This is a genomic window from Streptococcus cristatus (assembly GCF_003944225.1).
GTDB lineage: Bacteria > Bacillota > Bacilli > Lactobacillales > Streptococcaceae > Streptococcus > Streptococcus cristatus_K.
The window spans coordinates 76297-95835 of sequence record NZ_RJPN01000007.1 but is presented as its reverse complement, the minus strand read 5'-3'; the positions used below and the strand labels follow the sequence as shown (position 1 = coordinate 95835).

Sequence of the window (19539 nt, the reverse complement as noted above, 5' to 3'; positions counted from 1 at the left end):
ATATTTGTTATGCCTAATGATCATAATACTGTTGATTTGATAATAGGTTTAGCTCAAAATTTTGTATATCAAGGTAGAAATGCTGATAATAGAACGCCTCTCTTTGTTGTTGAAAATATAGATGGTTTAAAACCAAAGTTGATTTCTGAAATTGAAAAAAGAAACCTTGAGATGTTTTATAATGATGGTTATGAGGACATCAAGTTTTTTATAAAAAAATTCAAGCAAAGTAATATAGAAGTACTAAGTGTAAGCCGAAAGAAAATTAACACTGTTTCAAATTTTAATTTTCGGTTGATTTCAAAAGATACATTTATAAAATATCAGGATGAAATAAGAACGATTTTAAGTAATCAAGTTATATTTTATTTGGATAATTTAGTTATCAGTAACAGTTTATCTATTCCAAATAGGGAATTTTTAATTCCTAATAATGTAAACAATACAGTTATTTTACAAATTTTTTCAGGAGATTGAATATGTCAGAGGATTATAATAACAAGGATAATCAATTAAGGGTTAAAAGTTTTGAACCTAATTTAGTTCAAATTGAGATTGTTGATTTTAAAAAATGGAAAGAGGAGAATAGTGAAGAATCAATAAAAATTGGTTCTGTTTTAAAAATTGAAGACGGTAATAATAATAATATTCTGTGTATTGTTAAAAGTTTTAAAATGATTGAAAAGTTTGATGATGATGTCTCTAAATTATCCGATAACGTATATGAAGGGAATTTTATAATAAATACACAACCTATTGGAAGATTACAAGATGGTACATTCAAAAAAGGTATAAATGATATTAGTATTCCACCTAATGGAGTTAGTGTTGCCTCCATGGAAGAATTAGAGAAAATATATTCCATGGAGAAAATGCAAGATTCCAAAGATAATATTCTAGAATTTGCAAAACATAATTTATATTCTAATATTGGTATAAAGTGTGATGGAGATAAGTTGTTTTCGAAACATCTGGCCATTGTTGGTTCTACTGGATCAGGAAAATCTTGTGCTGTTGCAACTGTTGTTCAAACATTGAACGTCGAAATTGAAAAAAAGAATAATACTCATGTTTTGATTTTTGATATTCATGGCGAGTATAAAAAAGCTTTTCCTAATTCAAATCATTTAGCTCTTCAGGATAATAGTCTGAAAATTCCTTATTGGTTGATGACATCTGATGAACTGGAGGATTTGTTTATTGAATCGTCAGATTTAAACGCATATAATCAAATTTCTCAGTTTAAATTTGCAGTTACTCAAAATAAGATTAAGTATAACTCTGACTTAGATAATATTGATTATAATTCACCTGTGTATTTTAGTATTAACGAAGTAAGAAATTATCTTTACAATAAAAACAAAGAAACACATTATGTTGAGGATGGTGAGGAGTATTTAGCTGTATTAAATGCAAAAGGTAAAGACGAAAAACTTGTATCGTCGGAAATAAATCACTTTTGGGAAGCCTTGAATTTTGAAATTTCAACAGGGAATTCAAAACACAAAGTGTTCAATCAAAAAGTGGCTAAAGCTGGAGGCTTTACAGGTGAGTTCGAACGTTTTATTTCTAGAATTGATACTAAGTTAAAGGATAAACGTCTTTCTTTTATTTTACAGGAATCAGAGTTTGAAGAAGACTCAAATAGTTTTAATATGTATATAGAAGAAATAAAAAGAATGATAGGATACTCTAAAAAAAACAATGTAACTGTAATTGACTTAAGTACAGTTCCCTTCGAGATTGTATCAATTATCGTTTCTGTTGTTTCTAGAATTTTATTTGATTTTGCATTTCTCAAAACTAAAATTAAAAATGAAAATGATACTCCCTATATGGTTGTGTTTGAAGAAGCCCACAAATATATTCCAAGAAATAATTCAGCTAGATATAGCAATTCTAGGCTGTCAGTTGAGCGGATAGCAAAAGAAGGACGAAAGTATGGCCTGTCAGCAATGATTGTTAGTCAAAGACCATCTGAACTATCTAGCACAGTGTTTTCTCAATGCAATAATTTTATAGTGATGCGACTGACCAATCCAGAAGATCAAGGTTTTGTAAAAAGTTTATTACCGGAAGCTTCGATTAGTTTTGGCGATGAAATTGCAAATCTGGAGCAGAGAGAAGCATTGTTAGTAGGGGATGCATTTACATTACCCATGATTGCAAGAATGCACGATGCGAATCCAACACCGAAGTCTGATGATGTAAATTTTTATAGTTGTTGGCAAGAAGACTGGAAAGATGTGAAATTTGATTTTATAAATACTGAATCAAGAAAATAATATTATAACAAAAAGAATAAAAGGAGAATTAATGAAAGTTGGTTTTTTATTTGGAGCAGGGGCAGAACTGTCATATGATATGCCAAATGGTGGAAAATTTGCGTTGGATATTTTTAGAAGAGATACTTCTTTAGCTAAAGAAGAGTTTAAGAAAAATAGATCTAGAATAGACCTGGGTTCTAATTATGCAACTTCTTGGCTTCCAGAGGATTTTGAGACGAAAAATATTGGTTCATTTGGTGAAAGTGTATTTAATCATATTATAAGTGATACTATTACTAATAATAGATCATATATTGTTGCTAGAATTAATGGATTAGACAGAGTTGCTGAATCTATTATAAATAATACTCATGTTACCTATAGACAAAAAGTTTCAGATGATTTAAACAAGAATTTTAGTGATATAAATATTAGACATCTTCTTTCTTATAATGAATGGTTTTCGGAGGGGAATTCTTTGTTTAACAGTCGTTATTTTGCATTACTTCTTGTTTACTATAATGAATACACTGGATTTAGTGATTCTGATAAAGAATCTTTAGGTGAAATAATAAAGTCTATTTTTCAATTGCATATTGGTGCATTAAGTGAAAAATTATCAAGGAATATTCAAGAGAATATTTTTTCAAAAGATGAAATGAATTTGGATATATTTGATGATTTAGGTAGCAGTCTGTCAATAAATTATCATTCGGCCGGTGTTAAGGGGTTAGAACTACTTTCAAAGGTTAAAATTAAGGATATGCATTGGATTGTAGAATTTGGATTTGAACTAATTGAAAAGATATACGCTGATGTACTTGATTACAAATCTGTTATTGATAGTTACTGGCATTATTTATATTTTCCGTCAACAGAATGGGCAAAATTTTGCAAGATTTCAGTTTTCTTACATTCAGTGCGAGAGTATATTGCTAATGAATGTCCATACGATAAAGATAAAACAGGATATTATGATGATTTAGCTTCACAAAATAGATTTACTGTGAGCACAATTGCTACTTCAAACTATGTAAATTCTTTAATTGGTGAAAAGTTAAAGGAATTTAACGATAAACTAATATATTTAAATGGAAGTATCAATGACTATTATGATCCTTATATGAATACCATAATATCATATGAAGATTTTGAATCTTATAAACATTTTGCTGTCCCTCTTATTTTTACTCAGAGCGGAACAAAGCCAATGACATCCATTGATATGTCGATTAAATATGTAGAATACTATAATGATTTGAAATCATCAGATGCTATTTGTTCTATAGGATTTGGTTTCAATCCAGATGATGAGCATATTAATGGGATAATAAGGTCCTTGGTAGATAGAGATAATAAAACACTAATAATTGTTGATGTAGTAAATGATAAGTCTGAAAGCGAAAGAATCGACGAGTTAGCACAAAAATTAAAAATCACTAACGACCAAAATATAAAATTAGTCATTGTTGATTATGAGAGAACATGTGAAAGTTTACCTTGGATAGATAAAGTATATGAGTTGATTTCTAATCCTGTTAATAATATATAGAGAGTTGATAGAATGGCAGTGTTATTCATACCATATATCAGATTTAATAAATTTGATAATAAGTGGTTTTCTAAAAAATTAGACCTTGTGTCAAAAGTAACAATGGGTCAATCACCTGACAGTAAAAACTATACTGATAATCCAAATGATTATATATTGGTACAAGGTAATGCAGATATGCAGAATGGTAGGGTTGTCCCAAGAGTCTGGACAACACAGATTACAAAGTTAGCCGAAAAAGGTGACCTAATTTTAAGTGTTCGAGCACCCGTTGGTGATATAGGTAAGACAGACTACAATGTTGTTTTAGGTCGTGGTGTGGCAGCAATAAAAGGAAATGAATTTTTGTTTCAACTATTAACAAAAATGAAACAATCTCACTATTGGGCAAAATTCTCTACGGGATCAACATTTGAGAGTATTAATTCAAATGATATAAAATCAGCTGAAATTTATTTGCCTAGTCCAGAAGAACAATCCGCCATCGGCTCCCTCTTCCGTACCCTCGATGACCTTCTGGTGAACTATAAAGATAATCTCGCGAACTACCAATCCCTCAAGGTGACAATGCTCTCCAAGGTGTTTCCCAAAGCTGGACACACTGTTCCTGAGATTCGTTTGGATGGATTTGAAGGCGAGTGGGAGATAAATAAACTTAATAAATATTTGACTGTTTCAAAGAAGAAAAATACTAAACAACAATTTGGTAAAGAGGATGTTTTATCTGTATCTGGGGAGGTTGGAATTGTAAATCAAATACAATTTCAAGGACGATCTTTTGCAGGTGTATCTGTAGAAATGTATTCAATTGTTGAAACAGGAAATATTGTATATACAAAAAGTCCTTTAAAAGCTAATCCGTACGGAATCATAAAAACTAATTATGGAATTCCAGGGATAGTTTCGACTTTGTATGCTGTTTATTTACCTAACGAAAATGTATTTCCAGGATTTGTGGAGAGATATTTTGAAAATGACTTGAGACTAAATTCATATTTAAAACCATTAGTTAATAAAGGTGCTAAGAATGATATGAAAGTTTCTGACGAAAATGCATTATTAGGAAATGTTATTTTCCCTAAACTAGAGGAACAAATAGCTATTTCAGATTATTTTACAAATCTTGATAAATTTATTCAATCACACAAGGATAAAATTTCACAGCTTGAGACTCTGAAAAAGAAACTCTTGCAGGATATGTTTATATAAAAGGAGTGCAGTAAAATGTCAAAAGTAAAATCAGAAACTCTAAAGAAAGAAGAAAAACCTGTAGTAGCTATTTGCTATGATTTTGATAAAACGCTGTCTCCTGATGATATGCAAGCCCAAGGATTTATACAGAAGCTCGGGTATGAAATCAGTGAATTTTGGAAGAAATCTAATGGTTTTGCCAAGGCTAACAATATGGACAAGAACCTTGCCTATATGTTTACGATGAAAACAGAATCTGCAGGAAAGGTTTTATTTACAAAGACAGAGTTAGCCAAGTTTGGTTCAGAGGTAGAACTATTCCCAGGAGTCGAAGACTGGTTCGAACGCATTCAAAAATATGGTGAAGAAAACGGAGTTATTGTTGAGCATTATATCATTTCATCTGGTTTGAAAGAAATGATAGAGGGGACTTCAATAGCTAAAAATGGTGCTTTTAAGAAAATTTATGCAACTTCTTTTTATTGTGATGAAAATGGTGTTGCAGTCTGGCCTGCTCAAGTTGTTAACTACACCAATAAGACTCAATTTCTTTTTAGAATTACCAAAGGTATTTTAGATGTCAATGACGATGCAGTGAACGATTTTTTTGCTGAAAGTGATTTACGAGTTCCTTTTAGAAATATGGTTTACTTAGGGGATAGTGATACAGATATTCCATGTATGAAGTTAGTCAAAACAAGAGGTGGCTACTCTATCGGTGTATTCAATCCAAAAACCAATGACAGAAAGAAAGTTCACAAAATGACTCAGGATAATCGTATTGATTATTTTGTTCCAGCTGACTACTCAGAAAATACAGAACTTGATAAACTAATCAAGACGATTATTAAAAAGACGGCTTATAATGAATTGTTAGAAAACAAGAAAAATGCTGATAAACTTGAATCAAGCTTAAGAAAGCGAAAAAGAAATCCAAAACGAAGGTAATTGTTTGCTAAATTAAAAGAATACCGATTAAGATTTATCGATGCTAGTATATTTATATACTTAAAGGAGTTACCATGGTATCTGTAACACAACGTATAAAAGAAATTAACCAACCTCGTGGTGGTTATCTGCCCATCAAGTTATTTTCAGTAGAGCAGTTCGAAGATCACAGAGTTCTGCATCCAGTAGAATCTGTATCTCCTAGTTTAGTGGGGATTTGTGTGGACTACTTGACACGCTTTATGAAAGGGGCAGAAGCCCGTGATGCTTTCAGAATTTCTCTCAAGGGAGCTCAGATGGTGGAAATGGGAGACCTAGCAGAAGCACTTCTTGATTTGGTTACAGGATTGGATGAGGTATCGATAGAAAGTGCTTGTCGTCTAGCATCCTTTGATGTCGTTTTTCGTGCAGGAATTAAGTATTATAAGCCTTTTGAGGAAATTATAGTAGATGCAGAAACGGTAGAGAATATTTGCATCATGGTGGAGCGAAGTCTTTGCTTCTTCGATCTCTATGGTCCTTTGGTAAAAGATAGCTTTCATTTTCTTGGAGGCTATACAGATACGATTGACAAGGGTGATGGAGATTTTCTTACCAAGGATACACTGTGGGATTTTAAGGTGACTAAAACAGCTCCTAATAAAGACCATACACTACAAGTCCTTGTATACTATATCATGGGGCTACATTCCTTTGACCCCGATTTCCTTTCTATCCAAAATCTTGGATTTTATAACCCGCGAAAAAACATCGTTTATCAACTTCCAGTCTCTTCTATTCCTTTAGATTTGATTCGAACGATTGAAAATGAAGTGATTTGTTATAAATGAAAGCTTGTTTAAAAATAAATTGCAAAACCTAGAAAGAAACATTATGGAAACAACACAAACTTCCCAGTCGCTCTACCAAGCTCTGTGGAACTCAGCGGATGTTCTCCGATCTAAGATGGATGCTAATGACTACAAGTCCTATCTTTTGGGCATGGTCTTTTATAAGTATCTGTCAGACAAGATGCTCTTTTTCGTGGCGGAGACCATGGAGGAGAGGACGGATAGTCTTGAGGCTGCCCTTGATGTCTATCGCAACTACTACGAGGATGCGGATACCCATGAGGATCTGGTCTCTGTCATGAATGATGAGCTTAACTATATCATCAAGCCAGACTTAACCTTTACGGCTCTGGTAGCACGTGTCAATGAGGGGACTTTCCAGCTGGAAGACTTGGCTCAAGGTTTTCGTGACATCGAGCAGAGTGACGATCTCTATGAAAATCTCTTTGAAGATATCGACCTCTACTCTAAAAAGCTAGGAGCAACTCCGCAAAAGCAAAACCAAACGGTGGCAGCAGTCATGAAAGAGTTGGCTGTGCTAGATGTAGCTGGTCATGCTGGAGATATGCTGGGGGATGCCTATGAATATCTGATCGGTCAGTTTGCGACTGATTCGGGTAAGAAGGCAGGTGAGTTTTATACGCCTCAGCCTGTTGCCAAGCTCATGACTCAGATTGCCTTTTTGGGTCGTGAGGACCAGCTAGGCTTTACCATCTATGACGCGACTATGGGCTCTGGCTCTCTCTTGCTCAATGCTAAGAAATATTCTCGCAAACCCCAGACAGTCGTCTACTTTGGTCAGGAGCTCAATACTTCGACCTATAATCTGGCTCGGATGAACATGATCCTACATGGTGTTCCAGTTGAGAATCAATTTCTACACAATGCCGATACACTAGACGAAGACTGGCCGACTCAAGAACCGACCAACTTTGACGGTGTTCTCATGAACCCTCCATACTCAGCCAAGTGGTCTGCTAGTTCTGGATTCATGAATGATCCCCGTTTCTCTCCATTTGGAAAACTTGCGCCTCAGTCCAAGGCTGACTTTGCCTTCCTCTTGCATGGATATTACCACCTCAAGCAGGATAATGGGGTTATGGCTATCGTCCTTCCCCACGGTGTTCTTTTCCGTGGCAATGCGGAGGGAACCATTCGCAAAGCCTTGTTAGAAGAAGGAGCCATTGACACTGTTATCGGTCTTCCTGCCAATATCTTTTTCAATACAAGCATTCCGACCACGGTTATCATTCTCAAAAAGAACCGCATCAATCGTGATGTCTACTTTATCGATGCCTCTAGGGAGTTTGATAAGGGGAAAAATCAAAATATCATGACGGATGTCCATATCGAGAAGATTCTGGAAGCCTACAAGTCTCGTGAGGAGATTGATAAGTTTGCCCACCTAGCAAGCTATGAAGAAATCGTCGAAAATGACTACAATCTCAATATCCCTCGCTATGTAGATACCTTTGAGGAAGAAGAAGTCGAGCCACTGACAGACATCGTCAGCAAGATTAACGAGACAAATAAAGCAATTGAAAGCCAAACAGCTTCTCTACTTAAAATGCTGAACCAACTCCACGGAACCACACCAGAAGCAGATGCTGAGCTCAAACAGTTTCTGAAGGAGTTCAAAGGGTGATGGGAAAGTAGTGAGATACGTCAACCCGACTTAAAATCCCAGCCAAATTAACTTTTGGCTGGTTTTTATTGTCTAAAGATGCTATAATTAAATTACCCAAAAGGTAATTTAATTTAACAGAAAGGGACTTATGAAGCTTATCTATACAAACAAAACTGTTAAAAAGCAGTGCACAGAGCTGAGGCAGGCGAAAAAGGATTTTTCGGATAAGCTTGCTGTAAAGTTGCATCAGTTGATCAACTTTTTGGAAGCGGCGGATTCTTTGGCTAGTGTGACAGCTTTTCCTAAATATCACTTTCACCAACTCAAGGGAAAGAGACAGGGACAGTTTGCTTTGGATATAGATGGTCGAAGGAGTTCCTATCGGTTGATTGTAGAATTTCGTGATGAGGATCTAGAAAAGGTATTTCCTAGTCCCGTTGAAATCGAAATTCTAAAAATAGAGGAGGTCAGCAATCACTATGAGTAATAAAATTGTTGAATACAAAGACCTGATTGCTTTTCATCCAGGTCAGTATGTTGAGGAGTTGATTGAAGATTATAATGTAACGCAAAAAGAATTTGCGGAGCGTTTGGGAGTTTCTGCAAAGACTGTCAGCAAACTCGTCAATGCTGAGGAATCCATTAGTAAGGAAACTGCTCATAAGTTAGCTAAGCTAAGCGGAGTTTCCATGCAAACCTGGCTCAATCTTCAGAATACTTACGATGTAAAGGTTGCAGAGATTGCAGAACAAAGAGAGCTAGAAGAAGGTAGCGAGAAAGAAATCTGTGAGATGATTGATTTCAAGTATTTTAAGGAAGAAGGCTACGTTCCAGACAAACGCTATACCTTGAAAGAAAAGATTGTCGAGCTTCGCAAGATTTTAGGTGTGGCGAATTTAAAAAACCTCACGACTTTCAACCATCTAGTTAGCTACCGTAATACACGTGAGTTTACGCCTAAAAGTATAGTAAACTCCAATATCATGCTGGAGTTGGCATCTAAAAAAGCGCGTGATAAAACGACTACCAAGCTCAATCGTAGAAAGTTAGAGAGAAGCCTACCTGCTTTGAGAAAGTTGACCAGACAAGATCCAGAGGTCTTTCCTCAACGCTTGTCTGACATCTTGCTAGACTGTGGTGTTGTTCTAGTCGGTCTACCTGCTTTGGCAAATGCTAATCTGAATGGCGCTACAAAAAAATTTAGCAATGGTAGTGCCTTGCTATTATTGACAGACCGAAACAAGGCATCCGATATTTTCTGGTTCTCACTTTTCCATGAGATTGGACACATTTTACAGAACGATTTTTCATCTGAAGACGGAAACAGTGACTCATACCGACGTTCTGAGGAACAGGCAGACCAGTTTGCAAAAGATTTCTTGATTAGACCTGAAGACTATCAAACTTTTGTAGAAAAAGGAAACTTTGATAAGTCAGACATCCTTCAATTTGCTGAGGAAATAGATACTCACCCGAGTATTGTTCTAGGAAGATTACAAAACGAGGGCATTCTCAGTTTTGATCGTTTCCGAGAACTAAAAACCAATTATTATTTTGTTTCTTGATTGTTTTGGAAGTCCTAGAAGATGAAAAGATGCTTAAAGTTTAGTATAGTTAGCAGTGGACTCCAATTGATTCGCTCATTTTATTAAAAAGCGATAAGAGAAATCAAAAATATCAAAATTTAGATAACCTATAGTCTTTTCTAATAACAAGTCATAGTTGTTTATAAGAATTAGCGATAGCCTGTTTTAATCTATAAACTAGTATGTAACTTAAAAACAAGCAAAAAAAGGGATTTGAGACATGTGTCTCAAATCTTTTTCTTTTGTATATAATAGTGATATAGTTTTAAACTATATCAAACTCTGGGAAATTCCAATTATACAGAGGGCGGATTTTCTGTTAAGATAGTTTCAACAACAATTTTTGGAGGACGTTTATGTCAACGACTATCATTGGTTTCCCTCGTTTGGGTGAATTCCGCGAATTAAAATTTACAACTGAAAAATACTTTAGAAATGAAATCTCAGCAGACGAACTCTTGGCAGCGGCGAAAGACTTGCGTGCCAAGCACTGGAACATTGTCAAAGAAAAGGGCATCACTGAAATTCCATCAAATGACTTTTCTCACTATGACAACTTCCTTGATGCAGCTTTCCTCTTCAACGTGGTACCTGCTTCAGTTCAAAGCTTGGACTTGACTGACCTTGAGCGCTACTTTGCTTTGGCGCGTGGTTACCAAGGAGAAAAAGGGGACGTTCGTGCCCTTCCAATGAAGAAATGGTTCAACACCAACTACCACTACATCGTGCCTAAGTTTGAAAAAGATACTCAAGTCAAACTTGCAGGTCACAAGATCTTTGACGAATTCCAAGAAGCAAAAGAACTTGGATTGAACACTCGTCCTGTTCTTGTAGGTCCATTTACTTTCCTTCAATTGTCAGACTTTGAAGAAGGCGTGAAAGCAGAAGACTTCGTAGACAGCTTTGTGGCTGCTTACCAAGAAGTTTTTGCAAAATTGGCTGAACTTGGTGCAACTCGTATCCAACTGGATGAAGCGGCTCTTGTCAAAGACTTGACTGCTGAAGAAAAAGCTCTCTTCTTGAATCTCTACAACAAACTCTTGGCTGACAAAAAAGGTCTTGAAGTTTTGCTTCAAACTTATTTTGGTGACGTTCGTGACGTTTATACTGACCTTGTGAACTTGCCAGTAGATGCCATCGGTTTGGACTTCGTTGAAGGTAAGAAAACTCTTGAATTGGTTAAAGGTGGATTCCCAGCTGACAAGACTCTTTATGCAGGTATTGTCAATGGTAAGAATATCTGGCGTAACAACTATGAAAAGAGCTTGGCTGTTCTTGAGCAAATCCCAGCTGAAAACATCGTTTTGACAAGCTCATGCTCACTTCTTCATGTGCCATTTACAACAGCTAACGAAGAATTTGAGCCAGCAATCTTGAACCACTTTGCCTTTGCGGTTGAAAAATTGGAAGAACTTCGTGACTTGGATGCCATCCGTAACGGTCAAGGTGCAGAAGCACTTGCAGCAAATAAAGAACTTTTTGCGACTGAACGTGTTGGTGAAAATGCGGAACTTCGTGCTCGCATCGCTGGATTGACAGACGCAGACTACACTCGTTTGCCAGCCTTTGCAGAACGTGAAGCGATCCAAGAAGATGCCTTCAAACTTCCAGCTCTTCCAACAACAACCATCGGTTCATTCCCTCAAACTAAGGAAGTTCGTGCCAAACGCTTGGCCTTCCGTAAGGGTGAATTGTCACAAGAAGAATACGATGCCTTTCTTGCTGAAACCATCGACGAATGGATTAAATGGCAAGAAGAAGTTGGATTTGACGTGCTTGTACACGGTGAGTTCGAGCGTAATGACATGGTTGAGTACTTCGGTCAAAACTTATCAGGTTACCTCTTCTCTAAGAATGGTTGGGTACAATCATACGGTATGCGTGGGGTGAAACCACCAATCATCTGGGGTGATGTCACTCGTCTTAACCCAATCACTGTCAAATGGTCTAGCTATGCTCAAAGCCGTACTGACAAACCTGTTAAAGGTATGTTGACTGGACCGGTTACCATCCTCAACTGGTCATTCCCACGTGAAGACATTTCTATCAAGGACTCAACTCTTCAAATCGCTCTTGCCATTAAGGATGAAGTTCTTGACCTTGAAGCTGCTGGTGTGAAAATCATCCAAATCGACGAGGCTGCTCTTCGTGAGAAATTGCCACTTCGTCGTAGCGACTGGTATGAAGACTACCTTGACTGGGCAATTCCTGCCTTCCGCTTGGTACACTCAACAGTAGCGCCAGATACTCAAATCCACACTCACATGTGTTACTCAGAATTTACAGATATCATCCCAGCTATCGACAACATGGATGCGGACGTTATTTCCTTTGAAGCAAGCCGTTCAAACCTTGAAATCTTGGATGAACTCAAAGCGAAAAACTTCCAAACAGAAGTGGGACCTGGGGTTTACGATATCCACTCACCTCGTGTGCCAAATGAAGGAGAAATCGACCACACCATCGAAGCTATCCTTGCCAAAGTACCAAGCAAGAAAGTTTGGATCAACCCTGACTGTGGTTTGAAAACACGTGGTATCCCAGAAACAAAAGAAAGCTTGATCCGCCTTGTAGAAGCGGCTAAAGCAGCTAGACAAAAACTGAATTAATATTATTTCTACATTTAAACTCAGCTCTGATAAACCTGCAACAAAGCTGTTTGCAGATTTGTTATAGGCTGCTAGTTAGTAGATTGAAAGGAATTTTATCTCTATGGTGAATCGCCAAACTCCTAGTCTCTCATTTGAAGTATTTCCTCCTAATCCGGCAGTAGGCAATGATAAGATTTTTCAGGCGTTGAGGGAGATGCAAGATCTGGCTCCTCACTTTATCAGTGTGACTGCCAGCAATAATAAATTTGATATTGAGGAGACAACGGTTCGTTTGGCTGAGTTCATCTCCAATGACCTTGAGATTCCAACGATTGCCCATTTGCCAGCTGTTTATCTAACCAAGGAAATGGTATCCAATATCTTGCAGGCTTTGGATCGGGTTGGGGTCAATCAGATTTTGGCTTTGCGGGGCGATATTTTTCCAGATGTGGCTCCCAAGGATGATTTTAGATATGCGACTGACTTGATTGAGTATATCAAGACAGAGGCACCACATTTTGACATCATCGGTGCTTGCTATCCAGAAGGTCACCCAGACTCACCAAACCAGATCTCAGATATTCAGAATCTCAAGAAGAAAGTGGATGCAGGCTGCTCTAGTCTTGTCACTCAGCTCTTCTTTGACAATGAACGTTTCTATGATTTCCAAGATAAGTGTACCTTGGCAGGAATTGATGTTCCGATTCATGCAGGTATCATGCCTATTCTTAACCGAAACCAAGCGCTTCGCCTTTTGAAAACGTGTGAGAACATTCATCTTCCGCGCAAATTCAAGGCTATTCTGGATAAGTATGAACATGATCCAGAATCCCTGCGGACAGCTGGTTTAGCCTATGCGGTGGATCAAATTGTCGATTTGGTGACCCATGATGTAGCAGGGATCCATCTCTATACGATGAATAACGCGGCAACAGCTTACCATATCTATAAGGCGACCCATGCGCTCTTTAACCATACCCCATCCGTTCAATCTTTTTAAGATGAATGAAGAAACCACTAATCAGATTCATTTGCTGTTTAGTGGTTTTTGTTTATAGATTTTGATCATTTAGAAGCTGATAAATGATAGAGTCGTTCTTTTCTTGCTTGCTAAAATGTCTTATTTTGTTTATATTAGTTTTATAAGCTTTCTTGGAGGCGTTTACATGACCGAAGATCGTTTGAAGTTGAAATTGCTGGGAAGTCCGAGTGTCTTTCTCAATCAAGAGGAGGTCTTTTTTCCTTTTGCCAAAATCAATGCTCTGCTCTATTATCTCCATATCAATGGAGCAGTCAATCGGGAGGAGATTGCAGGAATCCTCTGGGAAAACAAGGATAATCAGACTGCCAAAAAGAATCTGCGCAACACAATTTATCAAGCCAATAAGTTACTAGGTGGAGAATGGGTTGTTGCTCCCAACCGGACTGTGCTGTCGCTTAATCCCGAGTGTGCGATTGAAAGTGATGTAGAAATTTTCACGGACCATCCAGCGGAGCATCTGTCGCTCTATCAGGGTGATTTTCTGCAGGGCTTCTATCTCAAGGACAGTGAAGCCTTTGACTATTGGGTGTCCAAGATGCGGACGCGATATGAGCAGATCTATACCCAGGCTTGCTATCAAAAGTTGGAAAAAGATCCGTCAAATTTGGAGGAATCAGAGCGGAATCTGCGCCGTATGATCAGTATCGATGAGTTTGATGAAAAGAATTATCATTTGCTGATGAAGCTTTATCAGGAAAATGATCGACCTGGTAAGGTGATTGAGACTTATTATAAATTGGTCAATCTCTTGGACAAGGAATTGGGGATTAGTCCGAATGAAGCAATCCAACAGCTGTATCATGAAGTGATGGCCAAGGATCGCAGTGAACGTAAAATCAAGCAATTTTTACGTAATACAGACCACTTTTTTGGCCGAGTGGATGAAATCAAGCGTTTGGAATCTTATTTTTCTAAGATTATAGAGAGGCAAGAACCTCGTGCGCTGCTCTTAGTCGGTGGTACTGGCATCGGCAAACGGACAGTAACCCGACAGGTACTGGCTAATCAGACCAAGTATTTCCAGATTGTTATGGCAGAGTGCTTCAAGGAAGAAATGACGGTTGGATTGCAGCCTTGGCGCAGTCTGCTAGATGGATTGGGAGACTTAGTCATTCAGCATCAGATCCTTTCGACCAGCCAGTGGCAGGTTATTTTGGATAGTTATTTTCCGATGATGGCAGGTGAGGCTTCGGATCTTGAGCTGAATACGGATCATCTGGCTCGGTTTGTGCTGGATATTTTGCAAAAGATTTCTAAGAAAAAGGCTTTGGTGATCTTGGTTGAGGACTGTCACTGGATGGATGAGCCTAGTGTGGCTGTTTTAGAGCAGGTTATGAACCATTTGAGGGATTATCCAGTAGCCTTTGTGTTGACCAAGCATCTGAGTACGCCACCTTATCTTGGACGCTTTTTCAATCACTTATTGCTTCGTAGTCAGCTAGACTGCATTGAACTGCAGCCGCTGGATTTTAAGGCAAGTGTGGCTTATTTACAGGCCCAGACGGGACAGTTAGTCATATCTGAAGAACGGCTTGAGGCTATTTATCGGGTCAGTCAGGGCATTCCTTTCTTTCTGTCGGAGTATGCGGAGCAGCTTTTGCGAGGTGAAAAATTCCAGCCATTGACCTCAGCTATTAAAGCAAAACTATCTCTGAAATTAGGCTATTTGAGCAGCCAGGAGGAGGAATTGGTTGATTATCTGGCTTGCTTTAGTTCCCCTGCGTCGGTAGCGCTCTTAGCTCAGTTGTTAGGCCTATCTGTGGAAGAAGTGGTTGAAATTGCGGAAGGATTTGGGCAAAAACAGCTTTTAATAGAAGAGGAGCAGGAGGAATTGGTTTTACGATTCAGCCAAGAGCTTTTGCGGATTTATGCTTATGAGCGCTTGCCGCTTGCCAAGAAGCGAATGCTACATCATCAGATTGCCCAAGGCATGGAAGACCAGCTGGGAGCCTCTCTTTATCATGCTCAGCTGCTCAATGACATTGCCTATCATTATAAGCTGTCCAAGCAGCCGATTAAGTCTTTGGAGTATGAGCTGCATTATCTCGAGGCCACCTTGCAGTTTCATCATGAGCTCTTTCCGATTTATTCGCGGGAGTTTGGCTTTATTGAAAAGACGGATGATACTGATCAGTCAGCGGTTTTGGACCAGTTTGATCGTATCCGCCGGGAGGTAGAGGACTTAGAGAGAAAACACCAGAATCACAAAGATTTTCAGCTATTGGTTCTCCGCTTCCTCTATCTGGAAGGGCGCTATGCTATCCGGACGGGGAATTACCAGCAGGGAATGGACAACATCCAGCAGGTGATTGCTTCTGCTAAAGAGCTGCAGCAGATGGATTTTCTCCTAGAAGGCTATCGGCAGATGATCTACTATTGCATCCAGACGGAGAATATTCCTGAGATGCGCTATTATACGGAGTTGGCTCTGGATGCTTCAGTTCAGGCCAATAATCACGAAGCTATTGCAATGAATCTTCGACTTAAGGGGCTTTATCATCTCATGATTGGAGATGAGGAGCAGTCGCTTCGTCATCTCTACCAGTCTATCGATTGCTTTAGTTTGACGGCTTCGTTGCGCTCAAAGTATTCGATTCAGATTGCGGCAGCTCTAGATTATCTGGCAGAGATTGAGCAGATTCGTGGGAATTTCCAGACAGCGCTGGCTCATCAGAAAGAGGCGATTGAGCTGACGGAAAATAAAACAGCAGAGCCTTCGATTTTTGCTTTCTATATAGGCTTGGGGCTGACTTATTATCAGCTAAAAGATTATGAACAGGCAGAGCGGATCTTGCTGAAAGCGAAAGTAGCCCTAAAGTCGCTCAGCTTTCCTTGGAAGGAGACCCAGTTGGAAGTTTATTTGGCCTTGATTGGCTGCGAGAAGGGGGATTACCAGCCGGTGCTTGATCTGCTGCGGAAAAAGGATAGTCTCATTAGTCGCTATGGCAATCCGCGGGACAAGGGCTTGATCTACTATCTGATGGCTGTGATCAAGTATCGCCAGCTGGCTGGCAGTTTGCAAGAAGCTGGTTTTGAAAATTTACTAGATCAGGACTTTGAAACCTACTATGAAACAGCCAAAAGCCAGCTCAATCCCTACCGGGATCGTCATCAACTAAAGGAATTAGAAAACTTACGTCGAACCTTGTCTTAAGAATTGAACACAAATAAAAGAGGATGAAAGTTATATTCATCCTCTTTTGATGTTTCTAATGAGGTTTTTAAATCCCCATTAGTCATGTACTTGTGCCCAGATTTGGGTTAGGTAAAAGACAAAACTGGCGGCTAGGTTGGCCGTGTGGTTATCTATATCGTGAGGTGGAGAGACTTCGACGATGTCAAAGCCAATCAGTTTGCCTGACGCGGCGATGTGCTGGAAGACCAGCACAGCCAGATTGGGATCCACACCTAGCGACTGGATGGCACTGACACCAGGAGCGGCGCCAGCTGCAAAGCAGTCAATATCAATGGTTAAATAGACCTGCTCTTTATCGGCTAGAAAAGCATCAACTACCTTGCAGACTTCCTTGTGACCCATTTGGTAAATGTCCATTCCAGTCAGGAACTGGATAGCCTTAGATTTGGCTACAAAGTCAAAGAGAAAGAGATTGTTATTATGCTCCTGAATCCCTAGGATGAGATAGTTAAAGATCTGTTTCTGAGCTAAGGTGTCATCAAACATTTGACGAAAACCGGTACCGGAGTTGGGACCCGTCTGATCGTAGGGGCGTAGGTCAAAATGGGCATCCATATTGATCACAGCTAAGTTTTGGTCAGGATTTAGTGACGACTTGAGACCTAGATAGTTGCCGTAGGCTGTTTCGTGACCGCCGCCTAGAACGATGGGTCGGAGATTAAGCTCTCGCAGGCGTTTGACTGCTCGCGCCAAGCTTTGCTGCAGTTGTTCCAGAGAGCGGTTAGGACCGTCGATATCGCCAACGTCAAAGACGCGAACGTTTCTACCTAGATGCCAAGGAAGCTTGGCCAGCTGAGTTCGGATGGCTTGAGGGCCCTCAACTGCGCCCACTCGGCCGTTATTGATATAGACACCCTTGTCGCTCTTGAAGCCAATCAAGGCAAAGTTTACCCCTTCAAAAGGGGTTAGGCTAGGATCATTTAAGTCCAGAAACTCAATGACCATGCCCCACTTAGCAGTATATAGATTGTCCTCTGGACCTCGCTGATAGTAACGGTTGTCTAGCTGATAGTAATCTTCTAACATAATTTTGTCCTTTTCCATAACGATAGTTGCGACTTTATTATAAGAGTTTCCGCTAAGCCTGTCAATGGCTTTTGGCGGGAAAAGAAGCCCAGCTGCATGAGAGCGGGCTTCTTAGGTTAACTTTTTACAGAGTCATCAGCTTTAGAACTGAATGCTCAAGTCCACAGCCTTTTCAACGGCTGCTAGAAATTCATCGCTTTCAATCAGCTCAGAAGCCTTGTTGAGCTCTTCGTAGATTTCGATATCCTTATCAAACTCAATAAAGCGGACATGCTGACGGAAGAGGTCGTAGGCTGGCTTAGTTCCTTTGCCCAGTTCATGGTTTTCTGGTTTCAGATCCAGAGCTTGGCAGGCTGCCATGATTTCTGTTGCCACGATGCGGCGAGAATTCTTGAGAATTTCAGCTGCCTTGCGTGCTGCAGTAGTTCCCATGCTGACAAAGTCTTCTTGGTTTTCACAAGATGGGATAGAGTCTACGCTGGCAGGATGAGCTAGAACCTTGTTTTCAGAAGCAAGCGAAGCACAAGCATACTGAGTAATCATAAAGCCAGAGTTGAGGCCTGGGTGTTTGACCAAGAAGGATGGGAGCTTGCTCAGTTGGCTGTTGACCAGACGTTCTACACGACGCTCGGATACATTACCGATTTCAGAAATAGCGATGCCGAGGAAGTCAAATGGCTGAGCCATTGGTTCTCCGTGGAAGTTACCGCCTGAGATGACATGGCCTTCCTTGGTGATGATAGGGTTGTCTGTGACGGAGTTGATTTCAATCTCAACCTTGGTCTTGACATAAGCGATAGAGTCCTTGCTGGCACCATGAATCTGCGGGATACAACGCAGGGTATATGGGTCTTGGACCCGTTGTTGAGTGGCTACAGTCGTATTACCACTGCCTTCCAGAAGGTTGCGAATATTGCGGGCTGTAGCCAGCTGTCCGCTCTGAGGACGAATGGTATGTAAGTCTTCTTCGAAAGGACTGGTAATGCCATTGTGGACCTCCATGGAAAGCGCACCAGCGACATCTGACAGTTTAAGAAGCTGGATGGCATCGTAGGTAGCCAAAGCTCCGATACCTGTCAGGACAGTTGTACCGTTAATCAGTGCCAGCCCTTCCTTGGCTGCTAGAGCAATTTTCTCGATACCAGCCTTGTCCAAAGCTTCTTCTCCAGAGAGCAATTGGCCTTGATAGTAAGCACGGCCAAGTCCTAACATAGGCAGAACCATGTGAGCCAACGGTGCCAAGTCGCCAGAAGCTCCCAAAGAGCCCTTTTCTGGAATAAATGGCACGACGCCTTTATTGAGCAATTCCAGAAGTTTTTCGACAGTAGAGAGCCGGATACCAGAATAGCCCTTGACCAGAGAATTAATCCGAATTAACATGATAGCACGAACTGCATCTTCAGGAAGGGGATCGCCATAGCCTGAAGCATGGGTGCGAATCAAGTTTTCCTGCAGTTGAGTCGTATCTTCTGGCGAGATGCTGACATTGCAGAGGGAGCCAAATCCAGTCGTAACACCGTAGACTACCCGCTTTTCGCGGACGATGTCATCTACGATTTTACGGGAAGCTTCTACAGATTTCTTAGCTTCTTGGTTTATTTCGCAGATAGCTCCATGACGAGCTACTGCAATGACATCTTCTAAAGTAAGGTGTTCGCCATCCAAATTGATTACATGTGTCAT

Annotated in this window: 13 protein-coding genes and 1 pseudogene; 12 read left to right on the top strand and 2 right to left on the bottom strand. The window is 39.6% G+C overall.

Going from position 1 to position 19539, the window contains the following annotated elements:
* The 12 genes and pseudogenes from D8797_RS10175 to D8797_RS07735 form a co-directional block, all read left to right on the top strand.
* Positions 1-477: hypothetical protein (locus D8797_RS10175; protein ID WP_185780859.1), on the top strand; the 477-nt coding region annotated here is incomplete at its 5' end.
* Between the two features lie 2 nt (positions 478-479).
* Positions 480-2285 (top strand): ATP-binding protein, encoded by a 1806-nt coding sequence (locus tag D8797_RS07785; protein WP_125380027.1) that lies wholly within the window; start codon positions 480-482, stop codon positions 2283-2285.
* Between the two features lie 31 nt (positions 2286-2316).
* On the top strand, positions 2317-3819 hold the full coding sequence (locus D8797_RS07780; RefSeq protein ID WP_185780858.1) for a hypothetical protein: 1503 nt from the start codon (positions 2317-2319) through the stop codon (positions 3817-3819).
* Between the two features lie 12 nt (positions 3820-3831).
* Positions 3832-5028 (top strand): restriction endonuclease subunit S, encoded by a 1197-nt coding sequence (locus D8797_RS10170; RefSeq protein ID WP_185780857.1) that lies wholly within the window; start codon positions 3832-3834, stop codon positions 5026-5028.
* A 15-nt stretch (positions 5029-5043) separates the two neighbouring features.
* A pseudogene (locus D8797_RS07770) lies at positions 5044-5955 on the top strand (HAD family hydrolase); the annotation flags it as partial.
* A gap of 77 nt (positions 5956-6032) precedes the next feature.
* A complete protein-coding gene (locus D8797_RS07765; protein WP_125380023.1) occupies positions 6033-6788 on the top strand; it encodes a hypothetical protein in 756 nt (251 codons plus the stop codon).
* A gap of 43 nt (positions 6789-6831) precedes the next feature.
* The gene (locus D8797_RS07760) at positions 6832-8433 is read left to right on the top strand and encodes a type I restriction-modification system subunit M (protein WP_125380021.1); all 1602 of its coding nucleotides are present in this window, start codon (positions 6832-6834) and stop codon (positions 8431-8433) included.
* A 130-nt stretch (positions 8434-8563) separates the two neighbouring features.
* Positions 8564-8902: a type II toxin-antitoxin system RelE/ParE family toxin gene (locus D8797_RS07755; RefSeq protein WP_125380019.1), complete on the top strand. Its 339-nt coding sequence runs from the start codon at positions 8564-8566 to the stop codon at positions 8900-8902.
* Positions 8895-9980 (top strand): HigA family addiction module antitoxin, encoded by a 1086-nt coding sequence (locus tag D8797_RS07750; RefSeq protein ID WP_125380017.1) that lies wholly within the window; start codon positions 8895-8897, stop codon positions 9978-9980. Before D8797_RS07755 ends, D8797_RS07750 begins: the two co-directional genes overlap by 8 nt.
* Positions 9981-10357: 377 nt before the next feature.
* A complete protein-coding gene (gene metE / locus D8797_RS07745; protein WP_125380015.1) occupies positions 10358-12610 on the top strand; it encodes a 5-methyltetrahydropteroyltriglutamate--homocysteine S-methyltransferase in 2253 nt (750 codons plus the stop codon).
* Between the two features lie 103 nt (positions 12611-12713).
* Complete coding sequence (gene metF, locus D8797_RS07740; protein WP_045497984.1) at positions 12714-13592, top strand: methylenetetrahydrofolate reductase [NAD(P)H]; 879 nt, start codon at positions 12714-12716, stop codon at positions 13590-13592.
* 166 nt (positions 13593-13758) lie between these two features.
* A complete protein-coding gene (locus D8797_RS07735; RefSeq protein WP_125380013.1) occupies positions 13759-16788 on the top strand; it encodes an ATP-binding protein in 3030 nt (1009 codons plus the stop codon).
* Positions 16789-16866: 78 nt separating this feature from the next.
* Here D8797_RS07735 and hutG read toward each other — a convergent pair whose 3' ends face one another.
* Positions 16867-17856 carry a formimidoylglutamase gene (gene hutG / locus D8797_RS07730; RefSeq protein ID WP_048764757.1) on the bottom strand — a complete coding sequence of 330 codons (990 nt, stop codon included), beginning with the start codon at positions 17854-17856 and terminating at the stop codon, positions 16867-16869.
* A 141-nt stretch (positions 17857-17997) separates the two neighbouring features.
* Positions 17998-19539, bottom strand: coding sequence for a histidine ammonia-lyase (gene hutH / locus D8797_RS07725; protein ID WP_185780855.1), 1542 nt, complete (start codon positions 19537-19539; stop codon positions 17998-18000).